Origin of the sequence: Pseudofrankia asymbiotica, from assembly GCF_001983105.1 — a bacterium.
GTDB classification, from domain to species: Bacteria; Actinomycetota; Actinomycetes; order Frankiales; family Frankiaceae; genus Pseudofrankia; species Pseudofrankia asymbiotica.
The window spans coordinates 13,267-37,655 of record NZ_MOMC01000040.1; the positions used below are offsets into that span (position 1 = coordinate 13,267).

A 24,389-nucleotide genomic window follows, 5' to 3' on the forward strand; every position below is an offset into this window, starting at 1 on the left:
GCCGCGTGCCTCCGTCCAGGGCAGGACGCGACGAGCCCCGCGCGCCCTTCGGCGCGCGGGGCTCGGCTGGTCTGGTCTGGGTGCTAGAGGCCGAGCTCGGCCTCGAAGGCGCCCTCTTCCAGGCGGGCCTTCATCGTGTTGAGGAATCGGGCGGCGTCGGCGCCGTCGACGACCCGATGGTCGTAGGTCAGCGACAGGTAGACCGTCGAGCGAACGGCGATCACCTCGCCGAGGTTCGGGTCCTCGATGACGGCCGGGCGCTTGACGACGGCGCCGGTGCCGAGGATGCCGACCTGCGGCTGGTTGATGATCGGCGTGTCGATCAGCGCGCCACGGCTGCCGGTGTTGGTCAGCGTGAAGGTGCCGCCGCCCAGCTCGTCGGGGGAGACCTGGTTCGCCCGGGTCCGTTTCGCCAGGTCGTCGATCTTGCGGGCCATGCCGGCGAGGTTCAGGTCGCCGGCGTTGTGGATCACGGGCACGAGAAGGCCGCGATCGCTGTCCACCGCGATGCCGAGGTGCTCGACGTCGTAGTAGGTGATCGTGCCGGCCTCGGTGTCGACGCTGGAGTTGAGCACCGGGTGCTCGCGCAGCGCCTCGCAGGCCGCCACCGCGAAGAACGGCAGGAACGACAGCTTGACGCCCTCGCGGGCCGCGAACGCGTCCTTCGCCCGCGTACGCAGCCGGGCGATCTTCGTGACGTCGGCMTCGACGATCGTGGTCAGCTGGGCGCTGACCTGCAGTGACTCCACCATCCGGCGGGCGATGACCGAGCGCAGCCGGGACAGCTTCTCGGTCCTGCCCCGTAGCGCCGGCACCGGAGCGGTCGGTGCCGCCGGCCGGGCGGACGCGGGAGCGGGCGCGGTGGCCGGGGTTCCCGCCGAATCGGCGGAGCCGATCTGGGAGGTCCGCGGAGCCGGGGCTGCGGGGGCCTGCGCGGCGGCGGGAGCCGGGGCCGGTGCTTCGGCCGGAGCGGGTGCCGCCGAGCGGGCGGCGTCCAGGATGTCCTGCTTGCTGATGCGGCCGCCGGGGCCCGAACCGGTGACCGACCCCAGGTCGACGCCCAGCTCACCGGCCATCTTGCGGACCAGCGGGGTGACGTAGCGCGCCTCGCCGTTGGCGGAGGGAGCCGGGGCGGCGGCGACCGGGGAGGGAGCCGGCGGCGTCGGCGCGGCTGGGGCCGGGGCTGGCGTAGCAGCGACCGGAGCGGGGGCGGGGGCGGGTGCCGGCGGGGGCGTCGGCGCCGGAGTGGGTGCCGGTGGGGGCGGCGGAGCCGGAGCGGGCTCGGGCTCGGCGGCCGCGGCCGGGGCTGCCGGAGCCGCGGCACCGCCGGCACCGTCCTCGATCACCGCGAGCTCGACGCCGACCTCGACGGTCTCGTCCTCGGCGACCTTGATCGAGGAGAGCACGCCGGAGGCCGGCGCCGGGATCTCGGTGTCGACCTTGTCGGTGCTGACCTCGAGGAGGGGCTCGTCGGCCTCGACGCGCTCACCCTCCTGCTTGAGCCACCGGGTGACCGTGCCCTCGGACACGCTCTCGCCCAGGCGGGGCATCGTGACGGATACAGACATTGCTGCGGGACTCCTTCATGGTGCCCGCGGGGCGTCCACCGCCGCGCCGCCCGTCCGGCGTCTCGGCATCGCCCCGCCCGCCTGCCGCCGACCGAGCGTGCGGTGGCCGGTGGGCAGACGGGCGGCACGGTGCCGCGGCGCCGGGCGGGCGTCCACGGGGCGGCGATACGCCTGGCGGGACGCGTGCCGGCACTGGCCGAGGCCAGGTGCCGTGCCTGGCTGGTTGCGGTGCGGTGCGGTGCGGTGCGGCGGCGCGGCGCCGGGGTCCCGCGTGAGCGGGGATGCACCCGGCGCCAGCCGTTCAGTCGTGCAGGTGCAGCGGCTTGCCGGCCAGGGCGAGGTGGGCCTCGCCGAGCGCCTCCGACATGGTCGGGTGGGGGTGGATCAGCTGGGCGACGTCCGACGGGTACGCCTCCCAGTTCGTGATCAGCTGCGCCTCGGCGATCAGCTCGCCGACCCGGTCACCGACCATGTGCACGCCGACCACCGGCCCGTCCTTGACGGCGATGACCGTGACCGCGCCGGAGGTCTTCAGGATCTGGGACTTCCCGTTGCCCGCGAGGTTGTAGGTCACCGAGGTGACCGCGTCCGCGCCGAACCGTTCCTTCGCCACGGCCAGCGTCACGCCGACCGAGGCCACCTCCGGGGAGGAGTACGTGACCCGGGGGACGTTGTCGTAGTCGACCGGCACCGGGTTGAGCCCAGCGAGCTGCTCGGCGACGAGGATGCCCTCGGCGAAGCCGACGTGCGCGAGCTGCAGGCCCGGACGCAGGTCGCCGATCGCCGAGATCGTCGGGATGTTGGTCCGCAGGTCGCGGTCGACGAGCACGAAGCCGCGCTCCATCGCCACGCCGACCTCCTCGTAGCCGAGACCCGCGGAGACCGGGCCGCGGCCGACCGCGACGAGCAGCAGCTCGGCGTCCAGCGTCGAGCCGTCCTCGAGCGAGACCGTGACGCCGTGGTCGGTGGTCTTCACCCCGGAGAAACGGGTCTTCAGCTTGAACTTGATGCCACGGCGGCGGAAGCCGCGTTCCAGCAGCTTCGAGCTGGACTCGTCCTCCAGCGGCACCAGGTGCGGCAGGGCCTCGACGATCGTGACGTCGGCGCCGTAGGAGCGCCACACCGACGCGAACTCACAGCCGATCACGCCGCCGCCGAGCACGACGACCGAGCCGGGTACCCGGTCCAGCCCCAGCGCGTCCTCGCTGGTGATGACCTTCTCGTGGTCGATCTCCAGGCCGGGAAGGGACCGCGAGTAGGAACCCGTGGCCAGGATCACGTGCCGGCCCTCGATGACCCGGCCGTCGACGGCGACCGCGGTCGGGGAGACCAGCCGGCCCTCACCCGTGACGACCTCGATGCCGCGCGCCTTGATGAGCCCCGTCAGGCCCTTGAACAGGCCTCCGACGACCGACTCCTTGTACGCGTTGACCTTGGCCATGTCGACACCGTTGAAGGTCGACAGGACGCCGAAGGTCTCGCTCTCGTGGATGTTGTCCACGATCTCCGCCGAGTGCAGCAGCGCCTTCGTCGGGATGCACCCGCGGTGGAGGCACGTGCCGCCAAGCTTGTCCTTCTCGACCAGGACAACGCTCAGTCCGAGCTCGGCGGCGCGCAGCGCGGCGGCGTATCCGCCGCTGCCGCCACCGAGGATGACAAGGTCGACGGGACCGGCCGCAGATTCTGCCACGCCAAGGGCCCCTTCTCGTTACTCGTAGCCGGCGGGGCCGCGCGGGCCGCGATCATGCTGATCCGCGTGCCCTGCCGCCCCCGCGGGACCGCCGATGGTCCCGGCTGCCCAGTCTTTCACGGCATGCCTACCGCTCGGGCAGGTTGTCAGGCCGTGCGACCGGTCACGTTGCTCTGATCAGCAACTGTTGTCAGGGCAACTAAATAGGGAACGGGTGGTGGGAGCCGGGTATGCCCCGTCAATCGGCCCGACCGTCAGCGCCCGGCATGGCGGCCCGCCGCGTCCCTACTTGGGCGAAGAGGGCACGAAGGGTGGGCGGACCACCGTCATCGTCGACCGTCGTCCGCGGACGTCCACGCCGACCTCGTCGCCCTCGCTCACGGAGCGGTCGAGCAGCGCCAGGCCGATACCGAGCCGCAGGGTCGGTGAGAACGTGCCGCTCGTGACCTCGCCCACATCGGCRCCGGCGGCGTCGAGGACGCGCATGTGCGGGCGGGGGATCCCGCGGTCGGTGGCCTTCAGGCCCCACAGCAGGTGCGTCGCCCCCGCCGCCCGCTCGGCGAGCAGTGCCTCCCGGCCCCAGAACGCCTCCTTGCCCCAGCCGACGGCCCAGCCGGATCGCGCCCGCACCGGACTGATCGACAGCGACAGGTCCTGGCCGTGCAGCGGATAGCCCATCTCGGTGCGCAGCGTGTCCCGCGCGCCCAGGCCGCAGGGCCGCCCGCCGAGGCCCGCGGCGGCGGCGACCAGCGCGTCCCACAGCTCGACCGCGTCGCCCCAGCGGGGCAGCAGCTCGTAGCCGCGCTCGCCGGTGTAGCCGGATCGGCAGACGACGACCGGCCGGCCCTTCCACTCGGCGTCGCGGAACGACATGTAGTCGCCCTCGGTCGGCAGCCCCAGCGCCGCGAGCACCTCGGGCGCGCGCGGGCCCTGGACGGCGAGCACGCCGTAGGCCTCGTGCAGGTTGGTGACCGTGAGGCCGGGCGGCGCGGCGGCGGCGAGCCGGCGCACCACCTCCGCGGTGTTGGCCGCGTTCGGCACCAGGAAGACGTCGTCGTCGCCGTAGAGATAGGCGATCAGGTCGTCGACGACGCCGCCGGACTCGTCGCAGCACAGCGTGTACTGCGCCTGCCCTGGGCTGACGCGGCCGAGGTCGTTGGTGAGGGTGGCGTTGACGAAGGCGGCGGCGCCGGGGCCGGCCACCCTCGCCTTGCCCAGGTGGCTCACGTCGAAGACGCCCACGGCCTCGCGGACGGCCTTGTGCTCGGCGAGCACCCCGCCGCCGGCGTACTCGATCGGCATCTCCCAGCCACTGAACGAGGCGAGCTTGGCGCCCGCCTCGACGTGCCGCTCGAACAGCGGTGTGCGCAGCAGCGCGGCGCCACCGGAGGTCTCGGTGGTCTCGGTGTTCCCGGGAGTCTCGGCCATGTCACCGCAGCGTAGACCGCTTCCGCCTGGTCGGACGCGAGCAGGCACTTCTGCTTGGAAGCACTAGGCTTTGGGCATGACCTCCGCCGTCGCCGCAGCCGCAGCCCTCAAGACCCTTGACGTGGACGCGGTGGTGATCGGTACCGCCGCCGGCGACGACGGCCCGATACCGCTCGGCGGCTCCGCCGAGCTTGACGCGGCGCTCGGCGGCCGGCTGGCCAAGGTGCTCGCCGATGTCGGCGCGACCGGCCGGGCCGGCGACGTGGTCCGGTTCGCGACGCTCGGGGCGATCCAGGCGGGCAGCGTCGTCGCCGTCGGGGTCGGGCCGCTGCCGGCCGGCGGGGTGGGGGAGCTCGAGCACGAGGCGCTGCGCCGCGCCGCGGGGGCGGCGACGCGGGCGCTCGCCGGCACCGCCAGGGTCGCGACCACGCTCGCGCTCGCGGGCGGCGCGGCCACCCCCGAGTCGGTGCGGTCGGTCGCCGAGGGCGCGCTGCTCGGCGCGTACAGCTTCGACGTGTTCCGGACGACGTCGGCGAAGGGCCGCCCGGTCCCGGCCGAGGAGGTCGTCGTGCTCGTCGGCGAGGCGGACGCGGAGATGGCCGCCGGCGCGGTCGAGCACGCGCTGACCGTGACCGACGCGGTCAGGCTGGTGCGTGACCTGGTGAACACCCCGCCCGGGCACCTGCCCCCGGCGCGGCTCGCCGAGATCGCCGAGCAGGAGGCGACCGCGGCCGGACTGCTCGTCGAGGTCCTGGACGAGAAGGAGCTCGCGGACGGCGGGTACGGCGGCCTGCTCGGCGTCGGGCAGGGCTCCACGAACCCGCCCCGGCTGGTGCGCCTGGAGTGGCCGGGCGCGGGCGCCGCCGACGGCGCCGAGCCGGCCCCGGTGGCGCTGGCCCTCGTCGGCAAGGGCATCACGTTCGACTCGGGCGGCCTCTCGCTCAAGCCGCCGACGTCGATGGAGTGGATGAAGACCGACATGGCGGGAGCCGCGTCCGTGCTGGCGGCCCTCGTCGCGGCCGCGCGGCTGCGGCTGCCGGCCCGGGTGGTCGGCTGGCTCGCCTGCGCGGAGAACATGCCGAGCGGGACGGCGATCCGCCCGTCGGACGTGCTCACGCTGCGCGGTGGCACCCGGGTCGAGGTGCTCAACACCGACGCCGAGGGCCGGCTGGTCCTCGGTGACGCGCTGGTGCGGGCGGGCGAGGAGAAGCCGGCGATGATCGTCGACGTCGCGACGCTCACCGGCGCGCAGATCGTCGCGCTCGGCCAGCGCACCACCGGCCTGCTCGGCCGCGACGGCGCCGTCGACGCGGTCGCCACGGCGGCGAAGGCCACCGGCGAGGCCGTCTGGCCGATGCCGATGCCGCCGGAGCTGCGCAAGGGCCTGGACTCGACGGTCGCCGACATCGCCAACGTGCCGACCAACGGCAGCCGCGACGGCGGCATGCTCGTCGCCGCCCACTTCCTGGCCGCCTTCGCGCCCGCCGACGTCCCCTGGGCTCACCTGGACATCGCCGGCCCGTCCTGGAACGGTGGCGAGTCCTACGGCCACACCCCCAAGGCCGCCACCGGCGCCATCACTCGCACCCTCATCCAGCTCGCCGAGGACCGCGCCTCCGCCAGCTGATCCGAGCACGCCGCCGATCCCCCGTCCAGGTCTCGCGCCCGGGCGGGAGGATCAGCCGCCGATGGCGTCCTGGATGCGGTCGGGGACCGTGAAGGCCATCGTGATGAGGGCGACCGTGACGGTCAGCTCGATGACGGCACCGAGGACCGGTGCGGGGACGCCACCGGAACGGCGGGTCAGGAACCGGCGCAGCAGCAGGCCGGCGGCGGTCGCGAGCGCGAGGGCGACGACGGCGCGCAGGGCTCGGCTGGGGTCGCCCCCGTCGTAGTCGAGGCGGCCGGCGATCGCGGCCAGCGCGAACGACAGCGCCGTCGCGAGCGCCGCGCCGGACGCCGAGACCCGGCCGACCACGATCCGTCGCCTGGACGTGGCCGCGCTGGCCGTTGTGCTGGCCGCTGTGCCAGCCGGGGCGCCGGCCCGGGCGGAGAGACGGGTGGTGGGTACCTCGCCCGCCTCGGGCTCCCCCGAGGCCCGGGCGCCGGCCAGGGTCACGGCCAGGCGGCTGGCCAGGCAGGCGACGAGGATGCTGACCGTGCCGCGATGGGCGAGGATCGCCGTGCTCAGCGCGAAGACCTGGATCAGCACGGTGAACAGCACCGTGACCGCCCCGACCGCGCCCAGCGCGCCGCCGGGGCTCTCCGCCGGCGCGTCCCAGTCCGGGGCGTCCCGCCCCGCGCGGTCATGGGCGAGCGCGTCCGCCACCGCGGCGAGGCCGGTCAGGTGACGTGCCCCGGTCGCCAGGGCGAGCAGCGCCAGGCCGCCGGCGGCCGGCAGCAGCGACTGGGGCTGGCCGCCGGGCAGCTGCGCCCACACCCGGATGGTGACGACGATCACGGCCGTGACCAGGCCGAGCAGCAGGCCGCCCAGCGGGGCGAGCGCCGTCAGCCGGCTCGCCGCCGTCCGGCTGACCGGCTCGGTCGGGCGTACCGGCGCGGCGACGAGCACGGCGAGCATGGCGCGAAGGCTCATCGACCAACCATCAGGTGATGTCCGCCGCGTCGACGTCGGCCTCGGCCCCGCCGGCCTCCGCCGCGGCGGCGTCGAGGTCGGCGGCGGTCTCCACCGCGGCCGTCACCAGCACGGCCGCGGCGAACGCGCCGGTCGCGTCGTCGACGCGGATCTTCAGATCGACCAGCGGTGACAGGCCGAGCGCCTCGACCGCGTGGCGCGCCGCCGGGTCGGGACAGTCGCTGCCCACCAGCCACCAGGCGCGCGAGCCCGGCGCCAGCCGCTCGGCGGCGAGCGCCGCGGCGCAGGCCGCCGGGCCGTCGATGATGACCGGGGTGCGCCGGATGGCGGCCTGGACGAGCACGCCGGCGATGGCCGCGAGGTCCGCGCCGCCGGCGACCCGGAGCACCGAGCGGGCGTCGGGGGCGAACGGGCGGGTCCGGCGCAGCGCGTCCCGGATCGCCGCGGTGCGCAGCATCCAGCGAGCGTCGTCGGCACCGTCGCCACGGTCCACGACGTCGATCGGTTCGTGATCGCGCAGCGCCGCGACGACGACCGCGGCGGCGGTGTCGGCCCCGACGCCCAGCGCGCCCGGGATCAGCAGGTCCGCACCCGCGTCGATCTCCTCGTCCGCGAGCCGCCGGCCGGTCACGAACGCCCGCTCGGCCTCGGCGACGGTGAGCGCGTCGTCCTGGTCGATCCGCCCGTTGCCTGTCCGTATCCGGCGGTCCTCCTCGTCCGACGGGCCCGTTCCCGCGTCGTCGCCGACCGGCGCGCCGTCGACCGTGGTGCCGACAGCGATGTCGACGAGACGCAGCCCGACACCGGCGCGGCGGGCCAGGACGGCGAGTGGCGAGGCGCCCGCGATGACGGCGGCCAGCCGGCGGGCGGTGGCGCCGGGCGGCCAGGGATACAGGCCCGCGTCGGCGATGCCGTGATCGGCGGCCAGAACGATGGCACGGGGCCGGGCGATCGGCCGCGGCGGCGAGACGCCCTGGACCGCGGCGAGCCAGGCGGCCACCTCGGAGAGCTTGCCGAGTGAGCCCCGGGGCAGGTTGAGCGCGAGCGCCCGGCGGTGGGCGGCGGCCTGCTCGACGGCGGCCGCGGCCGCGTCCGGCTCGGGCACCTCGCCGATGCCGGCCGAGCCGGACGCCCAGCTGGCCGTCGCCGCGGGCGACACCTCAGCCGTCGGCTCTCCGTCCGAGGACGCCCCGGTCGCGGCGGTCAGCGGGTTCTCCACGAGGTCCTTACTACCTGATTGCCCACGCCCCGGGCCGCGCGCCCCCGTGACTGGCCCGTCAGCCGCGGAGGGTGGGGCCAGATGGCGCGAACAGCATGAATCGTGCGAGCGACACAACCGGCGGGCAAGGAAGGCGATCAGGGCGGGCCGAAGGCGGTAGTTTCCACATGTGTCGCTGGTTCCGGATCGGCGGGGAGTCGTCCCGCGCAGGTCGGGGGCGGGCGACCGGCGGCGGGTGTTCCTCAGCCACACGTCCGAGCTCCGGGCCTACCCGCGCGACCTGTCGTTCGTCGCCGCGGCGGAGCGTGCCGTGGCACGGGCGGACGACCTCGCCGTCGACATGGCGTACTTCGGCGCCCGCGACGACCCGCCGGCCGACTTCTGCGCCCGGCAGGTCCGCGAGAGCGACGTCTACGTCGGCCTGATCGGCTTCCGTTACGGCTCGCCGGTGCGCGAGCGGCCGCACCTGTCCTACACCGAGGTCGAGTTCGAGGCGGCCACCGAGGCCGGCATTCCGCGGCTGGTGTTCCTGCTCGCCCAGGACGCGCYCGTCCCGTTCCAGGAGTTCTCGGACATCGTCCACGGCGACCGCCAGCGCCGTTTCCGTGAGCGGCTGAACGACGCCGGTCTCATCACCACGAGCTTCCGGACGCCCGCCGACCTTGAGACGGCCGTCCTCGACGCCCTGGTCAAGCTGCGTGAGCGCGAGCGCCGTGAGCTGGAGGAGACGTCCGCCGGCCTGGCGAACGGCCACACCCTGATGCCTGGCCCGGCCGTGGTCATCGTCGGCGTCGGCACGGTCAACCCGGACGCGGCGTTGGTGGGCACCGGGCCGCGGCGGCCGTGGATGGTGCCGTCGCCGCACGGCAAGGTCGTCGCCCGTCCGGAGCTCACCGAGGCGGTCCTCGTCCGGCTGCTGGACCACGTCACCGGCATCACCGGCGCCGCCACGCGGCCCATCGGCCCGGGAACACCCGCCGCGGACATGGACGCGGACACCGCCGACGAGATCACCCTGCCCGCCCTGCCGCCTTCCCGCGTCCCCCGGCAGCTCACCCAGACGGCGGCGACGCCGTCATCCGGCGACCCGGCCGCGACCTCCGCGTCGCGACTGCCGGCTGCGCCGCCGGCGGGCGGCGCCGGCGGGACGGGCGGCTTTCCGGTCGTCCCCGGCGGCGCTGCGCCGGCGGAGCCGCCCCGGGGCGCGGTCCCGCCACGGACGGTGGTGCTGCGCGGAGTGGGCGGTTTCGGCAAGACGACGCTCGCCGCCGAGGTGTGCCGGCGCCCGGAGATCGCCGGCGCGTTCCCCGGCGGAGTGCTGTGGGTGACCGTCGGCGAGTCGGTGACCGGCGCGAACCTCGCCGACAAGATCAACGACCTGAGCGAGGCCCTCTCCGGCGCCCGACCGGCGCTCGCGGACCCCGAGCAGGCCGGGTTCCGCCTCGGTGAGCTGCTCGGCACGCCTCGGCGGCTGCTCGTCGTCGACGACGTGTGGACGCGGGCGCAGCTCGCGCCGTTCCTGCAGGGCGGCCCGGGCTGCGTTCGGCTGGTCACCACCCGGATGCGGGACCTGCGGTCGGACCTCGCCGCCGCCGACACGGTCGAGGTACTGGCGATGTCCGACGCGGAGGCCGCCCGACTGCTCACCCTCGACCTCGCTCCGGGGCAGTGGGAGACACCCGCCAGGGGCACTGATACCAACGGCGGCGCCCCCGGCCGGACCGATGCAGGCGGCGCGGCCGAGACCGCCGACCCGGAGCTCGCGCTGGGCCAGGTGCTGCCGGCCGACCGGGCGCGGCGGCTGCTGGACGCGACCGGGCGTTGGCCCGTGCTGCTGCGGCTGGTCAACCGGGCGCTCGTCCGGCTGGTGCGCGACGGCGTCCCCCCGCCGCGCGCCGCCGACCGGGTGCTCGCCCGGCTGGCCCGCCGCGGCCCGACGGCGTTCGACGTCACCCGGCTCGAGGACCGCAACCAGGCTGTCGGCGCCACCCTGTCGGCGAGCGTCGGCCTGCTCACCGGCGACGAGCTGGACCGCTACCTGGAGCTCGCCGTCTTCCCCGAGGACGTCGAGATCCCCCGCTATGTCCTCGACGCCTACTGGGGCGCCACCGGGGAGCTCACTCCCGACGAGGTCGACGACCTGTGCCAGGAGCTCCTCGACCTGTCGCTGGTGCTCGCCTACCGCCGTTACCCGCCGGCGTTGCTGATGCAGGACGTGCTGCGTTCCTACCTGCGCGTCCGCGTCGGCCCGCGGCGGCTGCGTGAGCTGCACGGGGTGCTGTGCGACGCGCTGCGGGCCCGGCTGCTCGTGCCGGGCCGGTCACGCGCGGGGGGCCTCCCGGACACCGACGACACCGGGGGCTACAGCTACGACCCCGGGGACGCCGACGGCTACGGCGGCGACGCCGCGGGCGACACCGAGCACCCCGGCGCGGGCCTCGCGGACGCTGTCGAGCCCGCGGCCTGGTGGGAGCTGCCGAGCCGGGCCGGCTACGTGTGGACGAACCTGGTCGCGCACCTCGCCGGCGCCGGCCGGGTCGGCGAGGCCCTCGCGCTGCTGCGGGACCTGCGCTGGACCGTCGCCAAGCTCACCCGGCCCAGCCTCGGCCTGGTCGCCCTCGACGCCGACCTGGCGCTGGTCACCGAGCTGGACCCCGCGGACGCGGCGCCCAGGGCGTTGCGCCGCGTGCTGCGCCAGACCGCACACCTGTTCGGCCCCACCGACCCGCCGGGCGCCCTGGGCGCGGTGCTGGCGAGCCGGCTCGACGGCATCCCGGCGCTGGCCGGCGCCCGCGCCCAGCTCGCCGCCACCGTGCGCGGGCCGCGGCTGGTCAACCGCTGGAGCCTGCCCGATCAGCCGCACCCCGGGCTCGTCCGGGTGCTCCAGGCCCATCGCCCGTCGGTCAACGCCTGCGCGGTGGCCCCGGCGGGTGACTGGCTGGCGTGCGCCGGCGACGACGGCACCGTCCAGATCTGGGACGCGGACGCCTCCGCCGCCCGCGGGGTGCTGACCGGCCATACGGGCGCCGTGCACACCTGCGTGATCGCGCCGGACGGCCGCTTCCTGGTGTCAGGCGGCGCGGACCGGGTGGTCCGGGTCTGGGACGCCCGCGGCGGCCCGGCCCGGTTCGAGCTGCGCGGCCATTCCGGGGAGGTGCGCGGCGCCGCCGTCGCGCCGTCGGGCGCCTGGTTCGCGACCTGTGGCGACGACGGCATCGTCCGCTGCTGGCGCGCCCGCAGCGGCCTGCCCGGCCCGATGATCGTGGTGACGCCGGGCCGCCGCCTGCGCGACTGCGCGATCTCACCCGACGGCTCGCTGCTCGCGGTGGCGTGCGAGGACGGGGTGATCCGGCTGTTCGACACCCGCCAGGGCGGCGCCCCGATCGGGGAGCTGCGCGGCCACCGAGGCCCGGTGCGCCGGCTCGCCAGCTGCCACGGGCCGGCCTGGCTGGTCTCCGCCGGGGAGGACGGCACGGTTCGGCGGTGGGACCCGGCGGCCCGCATGGCCGTCGCGCGCTATGACGTGGGCGCGGCGGCGCGCGGCTGCGCGGTCACCGCGGACGGCGCGGCCGTGGCCGCGACCGCGGCCGACGGCGTCGTGCGGCTGTGGGACACGGCGACCGGCGCGCGCCGCCAGCTGGTCGGTCCGAGCGGGACGGCGGCGGTCTGCGCGATCGCCCCGGACGGGAGCTGGCTGGTCTCCGCCGGCCGGCACGGTGCGCTGCGGATCTGGGATGTGGGGCTCGCCGACCCGGGCATCGCGGCGAGCGGCCGGGATGAGGGGATGCGCGCCTGCGTCGCGAGCTCGGACGGGCGCTGGGTCGTCTCCGTCTCCGAGGACGCCACCGCGGTCCAGTGGGACGTCGCCACGGCCGAGCAGGGGGCGGCGCTGGTGGGGGAGCGGCTCAACCCCGTCCGTGGCGGCGCGGTGGCCCCCGACGACAGCTGGGTGGCGCTGCCCGGCCGGGACGGCGGCGTGCGGCTGTGGGAGCCCGCGACTGGCACGGTCCGGGCCGTCCTCAGCTCGCCGAGCGAGGTCCGCGGCTTCGCCGCGTCGCCTGACGGGTCCTGGCTGGTGGGCGCGTGCGCGGACGGTGCCGTGCGGATGTGGGACACCCAGAGCGGCGAGTGGCTCGCCTCGTTCGCCGGCCGCAAGGCCGGCGGCGGCGGCGCCGGCGGGCCCTACGGCGCCGGCAGCCGCCGGCCGGCCGAGCCGTCACGCGCCTACAGCAGCCAGCCGTCGACCAGCCAGCCGTCGACCACGGGCCGACGGGCCCGGAACCCGAACGACGCCGACCTGTACCCGACCGGTCCTCCATACCCCGAAGATCCCTACGACATCGAGGCTTTCAACACCGAACCGGTGACCGGTGGCGGTGGCGCCGGGCACACCTGCGTCGTCGCCCCGGACGGCACCTGGGTGGCCGCGGGCGGCGCGGACCAGGAGATCCGGATCTGGGACGTCGCCACGCTGGAGCCCCTGGACCTGCTCACCGGGCACACCGGCGAGGTGCTGGGCCTCACCGTCGCGCCGGACGGCCGTTTCCTGGTCTCCGCGGGCGCCGACCACACGCTGAGGGTCTGGTGGACCGACGGCTGGCGGGCGGGCCCGGTGCTGACCGGGCACACCCACACGGTCCGGGGCGCGGCGGTCAGCCCCGACGGGGCGTTCCTCGCCAGCGCCGGCGGCGACGGCTCGGTGCGGATCTGGGAGACGGCGCGCTGGCGGTGCGTCACGCTGATGCGGTTCGACGGCGCGGCCAGGGACTGCGCCTGGCTGCCCGACTCGCGCGGCCTGGCCGTGGCCGCCTCCGGCGGCCTCTACCTCTACGAGCTGCGCCTCGACTGACCCACCCTTCGCCGGCGTCAACTGATGTTGGGTGGTGTGAGGGCGGCGGCGGCCGAGGCGACGACCACGAGCATGAGCGCGAGGGCCGAGACGGCGTCCAGCCTGCCTCGCCCGGCCGGCGGGCGGGCCCGCGCGGAACGGCCGGTGACGACGACCACCAGCGCGACGACGCTCACCAGCGCCGCCAGCCGGCCGGAGACGCCATCCGCCGGAACCCAGCCGAGGCCCGCCCACAGACCCATGAGCACAGCCAGGGCGCGTCCCGTGCGAACGCCGCGGCCACGGACACTGTGGCCCGTCTGACACGTCACGGCAGGGGAAGTACCCACAGTGACAGATCCGGACGCCGTGCCCCGGCGGAGCGGGCGGAAGGACCCGCCCGGGTTGTCCCGTTCGTGGAGCCTTCACCGGTGCCGGTGCCGGTGCCGGTGCCGGTTGCCGGCGCCTGGGCTGGGCGGCGGGTGCCTGGGGCCCGGGCGGCGCCGGCCTCAGCCCGGCGCGGGAAGCGTGACGGTGGCGCGCCTGCCGGGGGCGGCCTCGAGGACCGCGCCGTCCGGAAGCAGGTCGACGCCGATCGCGGCCAGGCGCTCGGCGAGCCGCGGACCCGGCGGGTTGCGGTGGCTCAGGTGGACGGCGACGACCGTCGAGGTGTCGGTCAGGGCTCCGCGCGCGCGGAGCCCTGACCGACGTCGGCGGTGAACGTCGCGAGGTCCAGATGGTCGCCGAAACCGGGACGGTCGCCGTTGTTCTCCTCGACCAGTGCCACGTCGAACTCCCGGCCGGCCAGCGCCTCGACGGTGGCCGCGGGCAGTGGACCGGTGTCGCAGGCGTAGAGCAGCCGGGCACCGTCCGGGGCGGTGATGTCGTAGAGCACGGCCGGCCCGACCGAGGCGTCCCCGTGCGCCGCCGCGACCGGGACCACCAGGTAGCCGCCCCCGTCCGGCCCGGGACCGCCCAGCCGGATGGGACTGCCGGCGAGGGCCAGCCGGGGGTGCAGCGGCGAGCCGGCCTCGCCGGGTGCCCGTCGCTCCCAGCGGGTCAGGAAGGCCGCGACGGCGTCGAGCACCGCCCGCGGGCCGACGACGTCGAGCGGGCGGTCGGCCACGGTGCTCCACGACCGCCACATCAGCGCCTCCGGCCCGAGGTGGTCCGGATGGGCATGCCCGATCACGAGGTGGCGCAGGCGACCCAGGTCGACGCCGAACCGGGCCGCCGCGCGCGGCACGTCCGGCCCGAGGTCGACGAGCATGGCGTCGTCGAGCAGCACGCCCGTCTGCGCGCGGGCGTTACCGGTGTCGCGTGCCCAGGCGCAAGACGGACACGCGCACCACGGGTTCGGCCAGCCGTCGGCCGAACCCGTGCCCAGCAGGGTGACGCGCACTTCTCCTGCCCTGCTCTCTGCCGGGGACGGCCGCGGGGCCTCGGGCGGATGCTCAGACGTGCGGGTGGCGCTTGCGCTCCGCGAGGGTCATGAGCGTCAGCACGATGCCGAGCAGGATGATCGAGCCGAATGTGAGCGCCGCCACGACCCAGGGGGCGAACCCGCTGTCGCTGTGCTGGGCCGCCTCGGCGAGCTGTGTGACCACGTGGACATTCCTCCGCTTCTGATGCTGGCCTGCGCGTGCCGGTGCCGGTGCCGACATGCCGGGTCCTGCCGGGCCGCTGGGCCGCCCGGCCCGTTCGTCCCGGCAGATCCGGGTCTGCCGACCTGCCCGCGCGCCGACGTCCACCGGCCGGCCACCGGGCGCGAGGCGGGGCGTCGCGCCTACGGTAGCCAATCGGTGGCGAATCCATGCCGACGTCACTGGCAGCAGGCGTTACCGACGTAGGGCACATCCTGGCCTCACCGCCCCGCCGGAGGCCAGTGACGGTTGGATGGGGTGGACGGCGGGCTGCCGCCGACGGTCGTGGTGGGTTCACGAGGAGGTACGCGGGTGAGCTGGACCTGGCGGTATGAGGCCGAGGACGGGGCACTGGTGACGGTGGCCGGGGCGTCCGGGTCCGAGTCGTTCCCGAGCCAGGGCGACGCGGAGACCTGGATCGGGGAGACCTGGTCCGAGCTGCTTGACGGCGGCGTCGCGCAGGTCACGCTGTGCGAGGCGGGTCGCAAGGTCTACGGCCCGATGAGCCTGCGCCCGACGACCTGAGCCGCGAGCGCGAGTGGCCCGGCGGGCACGCGGCGGGCACGGCGGTTGACTGAGATCCAGGTCACCGTGGCTAACGACGTTAGCCGAAAGGGTTGACGTAGCTAACAGCGTTAGCCATAGTGGGGCTAACGCTGTTAGCTACCTCTTCGGGAGTCGTCATGAACGAGACCCTGCCGGCCGCCGAGTCCCATGAGTCCACTGCTTCCGCCGGGCCCGCCGGGCCGGCCGAGGCCGCTGGTTCCGCCGCGCCGGGCGCGGCGGCGCACTACCGGGCGCCGGGCGCGTTCACCCGGAAGGTCTTCAACCGTCTGGTCGCGGCCCTCACCCGGCGCGGGGTGAGCGTGCTCGGCAGTCGAGTGCTGGAGGTGCGTGGCCGGACCAGCGGCGAGCCGCGGCGTACGCCGGTCAACCTGCTCGTCCTCGACGGCCGGGAGTACCTCGTGTCGCCTCGTGGCCACGGCCAGTGGGTGCGCAACGTGCGGGCGGCCGACGGCGAGCTGTACCTGCTGCTCGGCCGGTCCCGAGCTCACTACCGGGCCACGGAGCTGGTCGACGAGGAGAAGGTCCAGGTGCTGCGCGCCTACCTCAAGCGGTGGAAGGCCGAGGTCGGCGTCTTCTTCGGCGGTGTGGGGCCTGACTCGTCCGACGAGGAGCTCGCCGCGATCGCTCCCCGCCACCCGGCCTTCGTCCTGGAGCGGACCAACTGACCGCCCACGCCACCACGGCGGGGGAGGGCGTCGACGTGGCGCGGGCCGGGCTGCCGCTGGCGCGGATCGCGGCGCGGCCGGAGCCGGCGGGACGGTCGGAGCGGGTGCGCGAGATCGTCGCCGCCGGGCTCGCGCTGCTGGCGGCGGAGGGCGCGGACGCGTTGACGATGCGCCGTCTCGGTGACGAGATCGGTATCAGGGCGGCGTCGCTCTACAAGCACCTGCCCGGGAAGCCGGCGCTGGAGGCGGCGCTCGTCGAGACCGGCCTGTTCGAGATGGGCGACGCGCTGCACGCCGTCGTCGACGCGGCGGGGCCAGCGGACGTCGTCGCCGCGCTGTTGGCCGAGTACCGGCGGTTCGCGCTCATGAGCGCCAACCTCTACCGGCTCGCGACCTCCGGCCGCATCGACCGGAGCCTGCTGACCCCCGGTCTCGACGGCTGGTCCGGCGAGCCGTTCTACCGGGCGACCGGCGACCCCTGGGTCGCCCAGGCGCTGTTCGCCGCCGCCCACGGGGCCGTGATCCTGGAGATGGACAGCGCCTACTCCGACATGTCCGACCTGGATGCGACCTGGCGCGCACTCGCCAGGGCCTTCACCACCTGACCGCCGCCCACCACCAGCGTCAGTTCGAACTGTGGCGGATGGCCAACCGCATGGACACGCCCATCCAACACACCTCCAAACACTGCTGTGGATGTGTGTTGGATGGGCAAGCCTATGGACGGGGCCAGCCGCCACAGTTCGTGACTGGCTAGGACTCGACGACGGCGCTCAGCGTCTCGTCGATACGGGCGAGAACCTCCGGGGCGAGGGTGACGCCGACGGCCTTGACGTTCTCGCGGACCTGCTCGGGCCGGGACGCGCCGATGATCGCGGACGCGACGTTGTCGTTCCGCAGTACCCACGCGACGGCCAGCTGGGCGAGCGAGAGCCCCGCCTCGTCGGCGATCGGGCGCAGGTTCTGCACGGCGGTCAGCACGTCGTCACCCATCAGGCGCTGGATGAACCCGGAGCCGGTGGCGCCGGTGGCGCGGCTGCCGGGCGGCGGAGGCTGCCCCGGGAGGTACTTCCCGGTCAGCACACCCTGCGCGATCGGCGACCAGACGATCTGCGAGACACCGACCTTCGCGGACGCCGGCACGATCTCGGCCTCGATCGTGCGTACGAGCGCCGAGTACTGCGGCTGGTTGGAGATGATCCGGTCCAGGCCCAGCTCGCCGGCCAGCCGCACCGCCTCGGTGATCTGCTCGGCGGACCACTCGGAAACGCCGATGTAGAGCGTCTTGCCGGTGCGCACCAGGTCGTCGAACGCGCGGAGGGTCTCCTCGAGCGGCACCGTCGGGTCGTAGCGGTGCGCCTGGTACAGGTCGACGTAGTCGGTGCGCAGCCGCTTCAACGACGCGTTCATCGACTCGATGATGTGCTTGCGGCCCAGGCCCCTGTCGTTCGGGCCGGGGCCCGTCGGCCAGAAGACCTTGGTCGCGAGCTCGTAGGACTCGCGCCGGACGCCGGAAAGTGCCTCACCCAGCACGGCCTCGGCCCGCCCGCCGGCGTAGACGTCGGCGGTGTCGAAGGTGGTGATTCCCTCGTCGAAGGCGGCGCGCACGCAGGCGATCGCCTGCTCGGCCTCGATCTGGTCACCATGGGTGATCCAGTTCCCGTATGCGATCTGGCTGACGGTCAGGCCGCTGCGCCCTAGGCGTCGATACTCCACACCGCCGACTCTAGGACTTCTACCGAGGACCGAACGTCGAGGTTCCCGTCCCGCGTGGGCCGTCCGGCACCAGGCGGGCCGGGGCGCTCCACCCCAGCTCCGCCCCTGTGCCGTCACCTCAGGTGCTGACTGTGATGGTCAGCGCCCCGCCCCTCCGCGGGCGACGCGGGGCGGTGGCATGCGCCAGCGGCGCGGGACGAGCGAGCGCTGCACCGCATAGGCGCGGACCTTGACCCGCGAGTCCGGGTAGCGCTCCTGGACCGCCTTGCCGACCTTGCGGGCCAGGAAGAAGCCGTCGATGACCACCGCGGCGATGCCGAGGATCATCACGTAGACGGCGACCAGCCGCACGTAGCCGTTTGGCACGAGCCCGCCGATGAAGTAGACGACGATCGCGAACAGGAACAGCGAGCCGGCGTTGATCCGGCTGTCCACGACGTCGCGGGCCAGCACCCGCTCCGGTACCCGCTCCCGGGCGGGCATCTTCGACAGGTCGCCGGAACGCAGCGCGGCCCGCTGCTCGGCCATCGCGCGGCGGCGCTCACCCTTGTCGCGCTGGCGGCCTTCCTTGGTGTTCGCCGACGGGCCGAAGGTGCTGACCGTCGAGCGGGCCGCGCGCGCCTGCGAGCGCTTCGGCGTCGGCCGGCCCTTCTTGGCCGTCATCCGCGCGTCCGTCGTGGAGGCGAACTCGTCCACGTCGACGTCCGCGMCGGAGTTCTCCGGCTCGGCGTCGCGCGACCGCTTTCTGAGGCCGATCGTGGCCATTACGGGAGAGCCAACATCTGGTCGAGGGCCTTTCGGGCGTATGCGGCCACGTCCGGCGCGACTGTGATCCGRTTGACCGGCTCGCCGCGGACGAGGGACTCCAGCGCCCACACTAGGTGTGGCATGTCGATGCGGTTCATTGTGGAGCAGAAACAGACGGTCCGGTCCAGGAAGACGATGTTCTTGTCGGGGTGGCGGTTCGCGAGCCGCTGCACGAGGTTGAGCTCGGTGCCGATCGCGAACGACGAACCGGCCGGGGCCGCGTCCACCACCTTGATGATGTACTCCGTCGATCCGACCAGGTCGGCGGCGGTCACCACCTCACGCTTGCACTCAGGGTGTACCAGGACAGTTACCCCGGGAACCCGCRCCCGCACCTCGTCGACGCAGTTCCGGCTGAACCGGCCGTGCACCGAGCAGTGCCCCMGCCAGAGGATCATCTTCGCGTCCCGCAGCTGGGCGGGGGTGAGCCCRCCGTTCGGGCGGTGCGGGTCGTAGACGACGCAGTCGGCCTCGGTCATCCCCAGCTCGCCGATCGCGGTGTTGCGGCCCAGGTGCTGGTCGGGCATGAACAGCACGCGCTGCCCGCCGCGCTCCGGGCCGAACGCCCACTCGAGCGCGCGCTGCGCGTTGGAGGACGTACAGACGGTGCCGTCGTGCCGGCCGGTGAACGCCTTGATCGCGGCCGAGGAGTTCATGTAGGTCACCGGCACCGTGCCCTCGGCCGCGCCCGCGTCGAGCAGGTCGTCCCAGGCCTGCTCGACCTGTTCGGCGGTGGCCATGTCGGCCATCGAGCAGCCCGCGGCCAGGTCCGGGAGGATCACCCCCTGGTGCGGCGCGGTCAGGATGTCCGCGCTCTCGGCCATGAAGTGCACGCCGCAGAACACGATGTGCTCGGCCTCGGGCCGGGCCGCGGCCTGCTGGGCGAGCCTGAACGAGTCACCGGTGACGTCCGCGAAGGCGATCACGTCGTCGCGCTGGTAGTGGTGCCCCAGGATGAAGACCTTCCCGCCCAGCGCCGCCTTGGCCGCGGCGGCGCGCTCGGCCAGCGCGGGATCAGCGGCCGGGGGCAGTTCTCCTGGGCACTCGACGCCGCGCTCGCTGCCGGCGTCCGTCTCCCGGCCGAGCAGCAGCAGGGCCAGTGGCGACGGGGTAACGCCTATGCGTTCCAGGGTCGGGTTGGTCGTCATGGCAGGCCCCCTTGGGCGGCGCGCTGTGCGAGGACCGCCCCACTGGTCGGCCCTGGCCGGATCCGGGACGACTCCGGACGGTTCCGATGGCTTCGGGACCGCCGGCGTCGCCGGGCTGGCTGTGGCGATCTGCGGGGAGGCCGGTCGACATATGGTCGAAGAGACTCTAACTCATTAATGGTCGAAGAGACACTAACTGCGGTCCGTGGGCCATGCGTGGTTTGTCCGAGCGTCGCTCTCTGGTCACCCTCCCGACAGTCGTGGCGGGCCGCCCGGCAGTCGTCGAGGGCCGTGGCGCCCTGCCGCCAGCCCATTCGCTCGCGGCCGCGCGGGCCCGGCCGGGTCTGGCGGCCCGCGGTGGACGGGGCGTTYGGCCCGAGTGAGATGGGTCACTGGGGGGTGGGGGCCGGGTGGGCTGGCCGGGAACACCTGCCCCATCGGCCCTGGCATTGCGTGCCTGTGTGTGGGGGAGCGCACCGGGAGCTAGGCCGACGTCGTGGCCGGCCCACCCGCTGGTGGCTACGATGGGAAGCGGAACCGGGCCGCGGTTGTTGGGCGCTGGAGACGGACACCGGTGACACGGTGTGCGTCGGCACGGCGTGCGTCACACCTCGGCCGCTCCACGCGGCGGCAGTGGTGCCGTGCGTGGCACCGATTGGGCCGTGTGGAGGGCGCCGACGCGGCCTGAGTCGCACGGATCCCCAGCGGCGCACCCTTGTAGGCACCTTCCGAAGGGCAGGAGCAGCCCCTATGACCGTCCAGGACACGACGACGGACACCCAGACCCGGCCTAGCCAGGTCACCCTCACCGACCTGGCCGCGAGCAAGGTGAAGTCTCTGCTCGAGCAGGAGGGCCGCGACGACCTGGCCCTGCGTATCGCCGTACAGCCCGGTGGCTGCTCCGGCATGCGCTACCAGCTGTTCTTCGACGAGCGCCAGCTCGACGGGGACACCGTGCTCGACTTCTCCGGCGTCAAGGTCACGGTCGACCGGATGAGCTCCCCGTACCTGGGCGGCGCCACCATCGACTTCGTCGACACCATCGAGAAGCAGGGCTTCACGATCGACAACCCCAACGCCCAGGGCTCCTGCGCCTGCGGCGACTCGTTCCACTAGGCGAACCCTGTTCGCTGCCCTGCGGGCAGCTTCCCCGGGAGTTGCACTCGTAATGTCTGCTCCGGGGGCGACCCCCGGACCCCCGATGTCGAGCTTCGCTCGACCGGGTGGGCGAGCTGAGCAGCTAGGCGTGATGGCTTCTGAGGGCCTGGTGGGAACGAAGATTGATTCGTCCCACCAGGCCCTCGGCATGTTCGGAGCCGACCCGTCATTTGGTGACGTGCAGCGGCACGTAAGCGCGCTGGGCGCGAAGGCGCGCCTCGCGGAGGGTCCCGTGGGAGCGACGGGGTCCCTGCGGAATCGGCGAAGCCGATTTCGGAGGTCGTGAGTACGGGGCCGGAGTGCGCCGCCCGGACGGAGCGAGCCAGAGGCTAGGCTCAGGCATCGTGCGTATTGCCGTCACCGGGTCCATCGCGACCGATCACCTCATGCGTTTCCCCGGCCGCTTCGCCGATCAGCTGATCGCCGAGCAGCTCGAACGGGTGTCGCTGTCCTTCCTCGTCGACGAGCTGGTCATTCGGCGCGGTGGCGTCGCGGCCAACATCAGCTACGGGCTGGGCCGGCTCGGCCTGCACCCGGTCCTGGTCGGCGCGGTCGGTGAGGACTTCGCCGACTACCGCTCCTGGCTCGACCGGCACGGCGTCGACACGGCGTCGGTGCGGGTGAGTGATCTCGCGCACACCGCGCGCTTCGTCTGCACGACCGACGACGACCTCTGCCAGATCGCCTCGTTCTACCCGGGCGCCATGTCGGAGGCACGCAACATCGAGCTCGCCCCGGTCGCCGACCGGTTCGGCGGCCTCGACCTCGTGCTCATCAGCCCGAACGACCCCGAGGCGATGCGGCGGCACACCGACGAGTGCCGCGAGCGTGCCTACCCGTTCGCCGCGGACCCGTCCCAGCAGCTCGCCCGGATGGATGGTGAGGACGTCCGCCGGCTCGTCGACGGCGCCGCCTACCTGTTCTGCAACGAGTACGAGAAGGCACTGCTGGAGCAGAAGACCGGCTGGTCGGACGCCGACGTGCTCGCCCGGGTCGACACCCGGATCACCACGCTGGGCGCGAACGGGGTGCGGATCGAGCGAGCCGCGGACGCGACCGCGATCCAGGTACCGGTGGTTCCGGCCCGCGACACCCCGGACCCGACCGGCGTCGGCGACGCGTTCCGCGCCGGTTTCCTCGCCGGGCGCTCCTGGGACCTGTCGCTGGAGCGCTCCGCGCAGCTTGGCTGCCTCCTGGCGACACTGGTGCTCGAGACCGTAGGCCCACAGGACTACGAGGCCGACGAGGCCGAGCTGGTCAAGCGGCTCACCGAGGCGTACGGCGCCGAGGCGGCCACCGAGATCAAGGACTACCTCCCGCGGTCCTGAGCTCCACGAGTTCGTCGAGCTCCTGCGGCGACAGGCGTTCCGGGGTTCTCAGGCCTGGCGTCCACGGGCGCGGTGTGGCGTGGCGTGGCGGCGGTGACCGAGTTCGGGTTCACCGCCGCCCGCGGCGCCGCTGACCACGGGCTGACACCAGTCCGCGGCGTCAGCGCGTCCGGCGGATGAGGTACGCCCGGCCGGTGGGCAGGTCGCGGGCGCCGAGAAACCGCTGGCCGCGCAGGCGGCACCAGGCGGGCACGTCGGCGGCGGCGGCCGGGTCGTCGGCCAACAGCGCGACCGTGCCGTCGACCGGCACCTCGCCGAAGCGCCGGGCCAGGTCGATGATCGGCAGTGGGCAGAGCCGGCCCAGCGCATCCACCACCACGTCCGGGGCTTCCAGCCCCGGGTCAGGATCCGCGTCGCTCATGGCCGTCGCCTACCCTCCTCCGCCTTTCTCGGCGTTTCGGTCTTTCCGGCTTCTTCTGTCGCTCGCCTTTCTGGCGTCTTCGGCGGCTTGCGCCCCTTCCGGCTGTCTTCGGGCGTCTGTGCCGCGGGCATCATCGCCGCTACAGACCCACCGCGCCGGCTCGTTCACGGATCGCGGCGACGGCGCCCGGCAGGACATCCAACAGGGCCGTCAGGTCCGCGGCGGTGGAGTCGCGGCCGAGCGAGACCCGCACGTTGCCGTGGGACAGGGCGCCCATCGCGACCAGCACGTGGCTTGGTGTCAGGGAGTCCGACGTGCAGCTGGACCCGCTGCTGACCGCGATCCCCGCCCGGTCCAGCTCGCCGAGCAGCGCCTCGCCCGCGACGTAGAGGCAGGAGAAGGCGACCAGGTTCGGCAGYCGGCCGGCCGGGTCCGGGTCGCCAAGCAGCTCGACGTCGTCGACCAGCGCCGGCAGCCGGGCGCGCAGCTGGGCGGTGAGCTCCCCCAGCCGTTCGCGCTCGCCGGCGAGCTCGCCGGCCCTCGCGTGCAGCGCCGCCGCGGTCGCCACGACCGCTGGCAGGTTCGGGAAACCGGCCGCCCGGCCCGCCTCGCGCTCGTCGGCCGGCATCGGGTTCGTCCAGCGGGTGCCGGACCGCACGACCAGGATCCCGACACCCGCGGGCCCGCCGAACTTGTGCGCGCTGGCCGTCAGCAGGTCGGCGCCCAGCGCGGCGACGTCCACCGGGATGCGCCCGACGGTCATCGCGGCGTCCGTGTGGAGGGGGACTCCGCCCGCCGGACGTCCGGCGCCCGCTGAACCGCTGGCGTCCTGGGAACCGGCGACCGCGTGCACCGCCTCGGCCACCTCCGCCACCGGCTGGATGGTGCCGACCTCGTGGTTGGCGTGCTGCACCGAGACCAGCGCGGTGCCGGGCGGGGGTACGCAGCTCGCCGGGTCCACGCGGCCGTGACGGTCCACGTCCAGGGAGCGCGTGCGGCCGCCGGCCCGTTCGTGGCGTTCGGCCGCGTGCAGCACGCTCGAATGCTCGACCGCGCTGACCAGCACCAGGTCGCCGGCGCGTCTGCGCGCCGCCGCCGTGCCCAGCACGGCCAGGTGCGCGGCGGTCGCGCCGCTGGAGCAGAAGGAGACCTCGTCGGCCCGCGCTCCGAGGACCCCGGCGACGGTCTCGCGCGCCGCGTCCAGCAGCATGCGGGCGCGGCGGCCCTCCCGGTAGAGCCGGGCCGGGTCGGCCCAGCCGTCGTCAAGCGCCGCCAGCAGCGCCGCGCGGGCGGCCGGGTGCAGCGGGGTCGTCGAGGCATGGTCGAGGTAGGCCGGCACACCTCGACGCTACGACCTTCCCGACGCCGCGACCTTCCCGGCGGGGCCAGGCCGGAGGCGTCGATCGGGCCAGACCGCGGATGCTGACCGGGCCAGGCCCGCGTCGTCGGCTGGGTCACATTAGTGGTCCCGCAGGGCCCCCTGGCGGCGGCGGAGGCCCCGGTTCGGCGACTGATCGTAAACGATCGTTACGCTGTGTTTTGTTCCGCCGGATCGATTCGTGTGAAGCCCGGCGCGGGAGGGCCTCTGGCGAGAACCGTGACGTCGG

The 24,389-nt window shown here is 74.4% G+C and carries 20 protein-coding genes; 7 read left to right on the forward strand and 13 right to left on the reverse strand.

All coding sequences use genetic code 11. The features are described 5' to 3' along the window. Positions 1 to 83 precede the first annotated feature (83 nt). The 3 genes from BL253_RS19715 to gcvT all read right to left on the reverse strand — a co-directional run bounded on the left by BL253_RS19715 (position 84) and on the right by gcvT (position 4,686). Entirely contained in the window at positions 84 to 1,568 is a 1,485-nt protein-coding gene (locus BL253_RS19715; RefSeq protein ID WP_076818603.1) for a 2-oxo acid dehydrogenase subunit E2, read from the reverse strand. Between the two features lie 301 nt (positions 1,569 to 1,869). Next, a complete protein-coding gene (lpdA, locus tag BL253_RS19720) occupies positions 1,870 to 3,258 on the reverse strand; it encodes a dihydrolipoyl dehydrogenase (protein WP_076818604.1) in 1,389 nt (462 codons plus the stop codon). A gap of 285 nt (positions 3,259 to 3,543) precedes the next feature. Further along, complete coding sequence (gene gcvT, locus BL253_RS19725) at positions 3,544 to 4,686, reverse strand: glycine cleavage system aminomethyltransferase GcvT (protein ID WP_076818605.1); 1,143 nt, start codon at positions 4,684 to 4,686, stop codon at positions 3,544 to 3,546. A gap of 76 nt (positions 4,687 to 4,762) precedes the next feature. On the opposite strand from gcvT, the gene BL253_RS19730 reads away from it, so the two are divergent. Continuing rightward, complete coding sequence (locus BL253_RS19730; RefSeq protein ID WP_076818606.1) at positions 4,763 to 6,313, forward strand: leucyl aminopeptidase; 1,551 nt, start codon at positions 4,763 to 4,765, stop codon at positions 6,311 to 6,313. A gap of 51 nt (positions 6,314 to 6,364) precedes the next feature. On the opposite strand, the gene BL253_RS19735 is transcribed toward BL253_RS19730, so the two are convergent. Further along, entirely contained in the window at positions 6,365 to 7,282 is a 918-nt protein-coding gene (locus BL253_RS19735) for an adenosylcobinamide-GDP ribazoletransferase (RefSeq protein ID WP_076818607.1), read from the reverse strand. Positions 7,283 to 7,292: 10 nt separating this feature from the next. Next, positions 7,293 to 8,501 (reverse strand): nicotinate-nucleotide--dimethylbenzimidazole phosphoribosyltransferase, encoded by a 1,209-nt coding sequence (locus tag BL253_RS19740; protein WP_076818608.1) that lies wholly within the window; start codon positions 8,499 to 8,501, stop codon positions 7,293 to 7,295. A 169-nt stretch (positions 8,502 to 8,670) separates the two neighbouring features. Here BL253_RS19740 and BL253_RS19745 point away from each other — a divergent pair, with 169 nt between their 5' ends. Then, on the forward strand, positions 8,671 to 13,350 hold the full coding sequence (locus BL253_RS19745; protein WP_076818609.1) for an NB-ARC domain-containing protein: 4,680 nt from the start codon (positions 8,671 to 8,673) through the stop codon (positions 13,348 to 13,350). A gap of 17 nt (positions 13,351 to 13,367) precedes the next feature. Here the strand turns inward: BL253_RS19745 and BL253_RS19750 are convergent, their stop codons facing one another. The 3 genes from BL253_RS19750 to BL253_RS42955 form a co-directional block, all read right to left on the reverse strand. Continuing rightward, positions 13,368 to 13,592, reverse strand: coding sequence for a hypothetical protein (locus tag BL253_RS19750; RefSeq protein ID WP_076818610.1), 225 nt, complete (start codon positions 13,590 to 13,592; stop codon positions 13,368 to 13,370). A gap of 413 nt (positions 13,593 to 14,005) precedes the next feature. Continuing rightward, complete coding sequence (locus tag BL253_RS19760) at positions 14,006 to 14,617, reverse strand: MBL fold metallo-hydrolase (protein ID WP_338013729.1); 612 nt, start codon at positions 14,615 to 14,617, stop codon at positions 14,006 to 14,008. A 166-nt stretch (positions 14,618 to 14,783) separates the two neighbouring features. Continuing rightward, a complete protein-coding gene (locus tag BL253_RS42955) occupies positions 14,784 to 14,936 on the reverse strand; it encodes a hypothetical protein (protein ID WP_198543247.1) in 153 nt (50 codons plus the stop codon). Between the two features lie 348 nt (positions 14,937 to 15,284). Between BL253_RS42955 and BL253_RS19765 the strand changes: the two genes are divergently transcribed. The 3 genes from BL253_RS19765 to BL253_RS19775 all read left to right on the forward strand — a co-directional run bounded on the left by BL253_RS19765 (position 15,285) and on the right by BL253_RS19775 (position 16,809). Next, positions 15,285 to 15,497, forward strand: coding sequence for a hypothetical protein (locus BL253_RS19765; RefSeq protein WP_076818613.1), 213 nt, complete (start codon positions 15,285 to 15,287; stop codon positions 15,495 to 15,497). A gap of 158 nt (positions 15,498 to 15,655) precedes the next feature. After that, positions 15,656 to 16,204, forward strand: coding sequence for a nitroreductase/quinone reductase family protein (locus BL253_RS19770; RefSeq protein ID WP_076818614.1), 549 nt, complete (start codon positions 15,656 to 15,658; stop codon positions 16,202 to 16,204). Positions 16,205 to 16,239: 35 nt separating this feature from the next. Further along, the gene (locus tag BL253_RS19775; protein WP_076818615.1) at positions 16,240 to 16,809 is read left to right on the forward strand and encodes a TetR/AcrR family transcriptional regulator; all 570 of its coding nucleotides are present in this window, start codon (positions 16,240 to 16,242) and stop codon (positions 16,807 to 16,809) included. A gap of 148 nt (positions 16,810 to 16,957) precedes the next feature. On the opposite strand, the gene BL253_RS19780 is transcribed toward BL253_RS19775, so the two are convergent. The 3 genes from BL253_RS19780 to nadA all read right to left on the reverse strand — a co-directional run bounded on the left by BL253_RS19780 (position 16,958) and on the right by nadA (position 19,875). After that, on the reverse strand, positions 16,958 to 17,920 hold the full coding sequence (locus tag BL253_RS19780; RefSeq protein WP_076818616.1) for an aldo/keto reductase family protein: 963 nt from the start codon (positions 17,918 to 17,920) through the stop codon (positions 16,958 to 16,960). Positions 17,921 to 18,058: 138 nt separating this feature from the next. Then, positions 18,059 to 18,685: a DUF3043 domain-containing protein gene (locus tag BL253_RS19785; RefSeq protein ID WP_076818617.1), complete on the reverse strand. Its 627-nt coding sequence runs from the start codon at positions 18,683 to 18,685 to the stop codon at positions 18,059 to 18,061. Continuing rightward, positions 18,685 to 19,875 carry a quinolinate synthase NadA gene (gene nadA, locus BL253_RS19790; protein WP_076818618.1) on the reverse strand — a complete coding sequence of 397 codons (1,191 nt, stop codon included), beginning with the start codon at positions 19,873 to 19,875 and terminating at the stop codon, positions 18,685 to 18,687. The genes BL253_RS19785 and nadA overlap by 1 nt, the downstream gene beginning before the upstream one ends. A gap of 750 nt (positions 19,876 to 20,625) precedes the next feature. Between nadA and erpA the strand changes: the two genes are divergently transcribed. Continuing rightward, the gene (gene erpA / locus BL253_RS19795; protein WP_076818619.1) at positions 20,626 to 20,991 is read left to right on the forward strand and encodes an iron-sulfur cluster insertion protein ErpA; all 366 of its coding nucleotides are present in this window, start codon (positions 20,626 to 20,628) and stop codon (positions 20,989 to 20,991) included. A gap of 386 nt (positions 20,992 to 21,377) precedes the next feature. Beyond that, on the forward strand, positions 21,378 to 22,361 hold the full coding sequence (locus tag BL253_RS19800; RefSeq protein ID WP_076818620.1) for a carbohydrate kinase family protein: 984 nt from the start codon (positions 21,378 to 21,380) through the stop codon (positions 22,359 to 22,361). Positions 22,362 to 22,521: 160 nt separating this feature from the next. On the opposite strand, the gene BL253_RS19805 is transcribed toward BL253_RS19800, so the two are convergent. Both BL253_RS19805 and BL253_RS19810 read right to left on the reverse strand, forming a co-directional pair. Further along, entirely contained in the window at positions 22,522 to 22,782 is a 261-nt protein-coding gene (locus BL253_RS19805) for a sulfurtransferase TusA family protein (RefSeq protein WP_076818621.1), read from the reverse strand. Between the two features lie 139 nt (positions 22,783 to 22,921). Further along, positions 22,922 to 24,121, reverse strand: a complete 1,200-nt coding sequence (locus tag BL253_RS19810) for a cysteine desulfurase family protein (protein ID WP_076818622.1) — start codon at positions 24,119 to 24,121, stop codon at positions 22,922 to 22,924. Between the last annotated feature and the right edge of the window lie 268 nt (positions 24,122 to 24,389).

Excerpts from the sequence above, each read along its gene's own strand:
- BL253_RS19730 (WP_076818606.1), top strand. The coding sequence starts at position 4,763 with ATGACCTCCGCCGTCGCCGCAGCCGCAGCCCTCAAGACCCTTGACGTG.
- erpA (WP_076818619.1), top strand. The coding sequence starts at position 20,626 with ATGACCGTCCAGGACACGACGACGGACACCCAGACCCGGCCTAGCCAG.
- BL253_RS19770 (WP_076818614.1), top strand. The coding sequence starts at position 15,656 with ATGAACGAGACCCTGCCGGCCGCCGAGTCCCATGAGTCCACTGCTTCC.
- BL253_RS19805 (WP_076818621.1), bottom strand. The coding sequence starts at position 22,782 with ATGAGCGACGCGGATCCTGACCCGGGGCTGGAAGCCCCGGACGTGGTG.
- BL253_RS19750 (WP_076818610.1), bottom strand. The coding sequence starts at position 13,592 with ATGGGTCTGTGGGCGGGCCTCGGCTGGGTTCCGGCGGATGGCGTCTCC.
- BL253_RS19735 (WP_076818607.1), bottom strand. The coding sequence starts at position 7,282 with ATGAGCCTTCGCGCCATGCTCGCCGTGCTCGTCGCCGCGCCGGTACGC.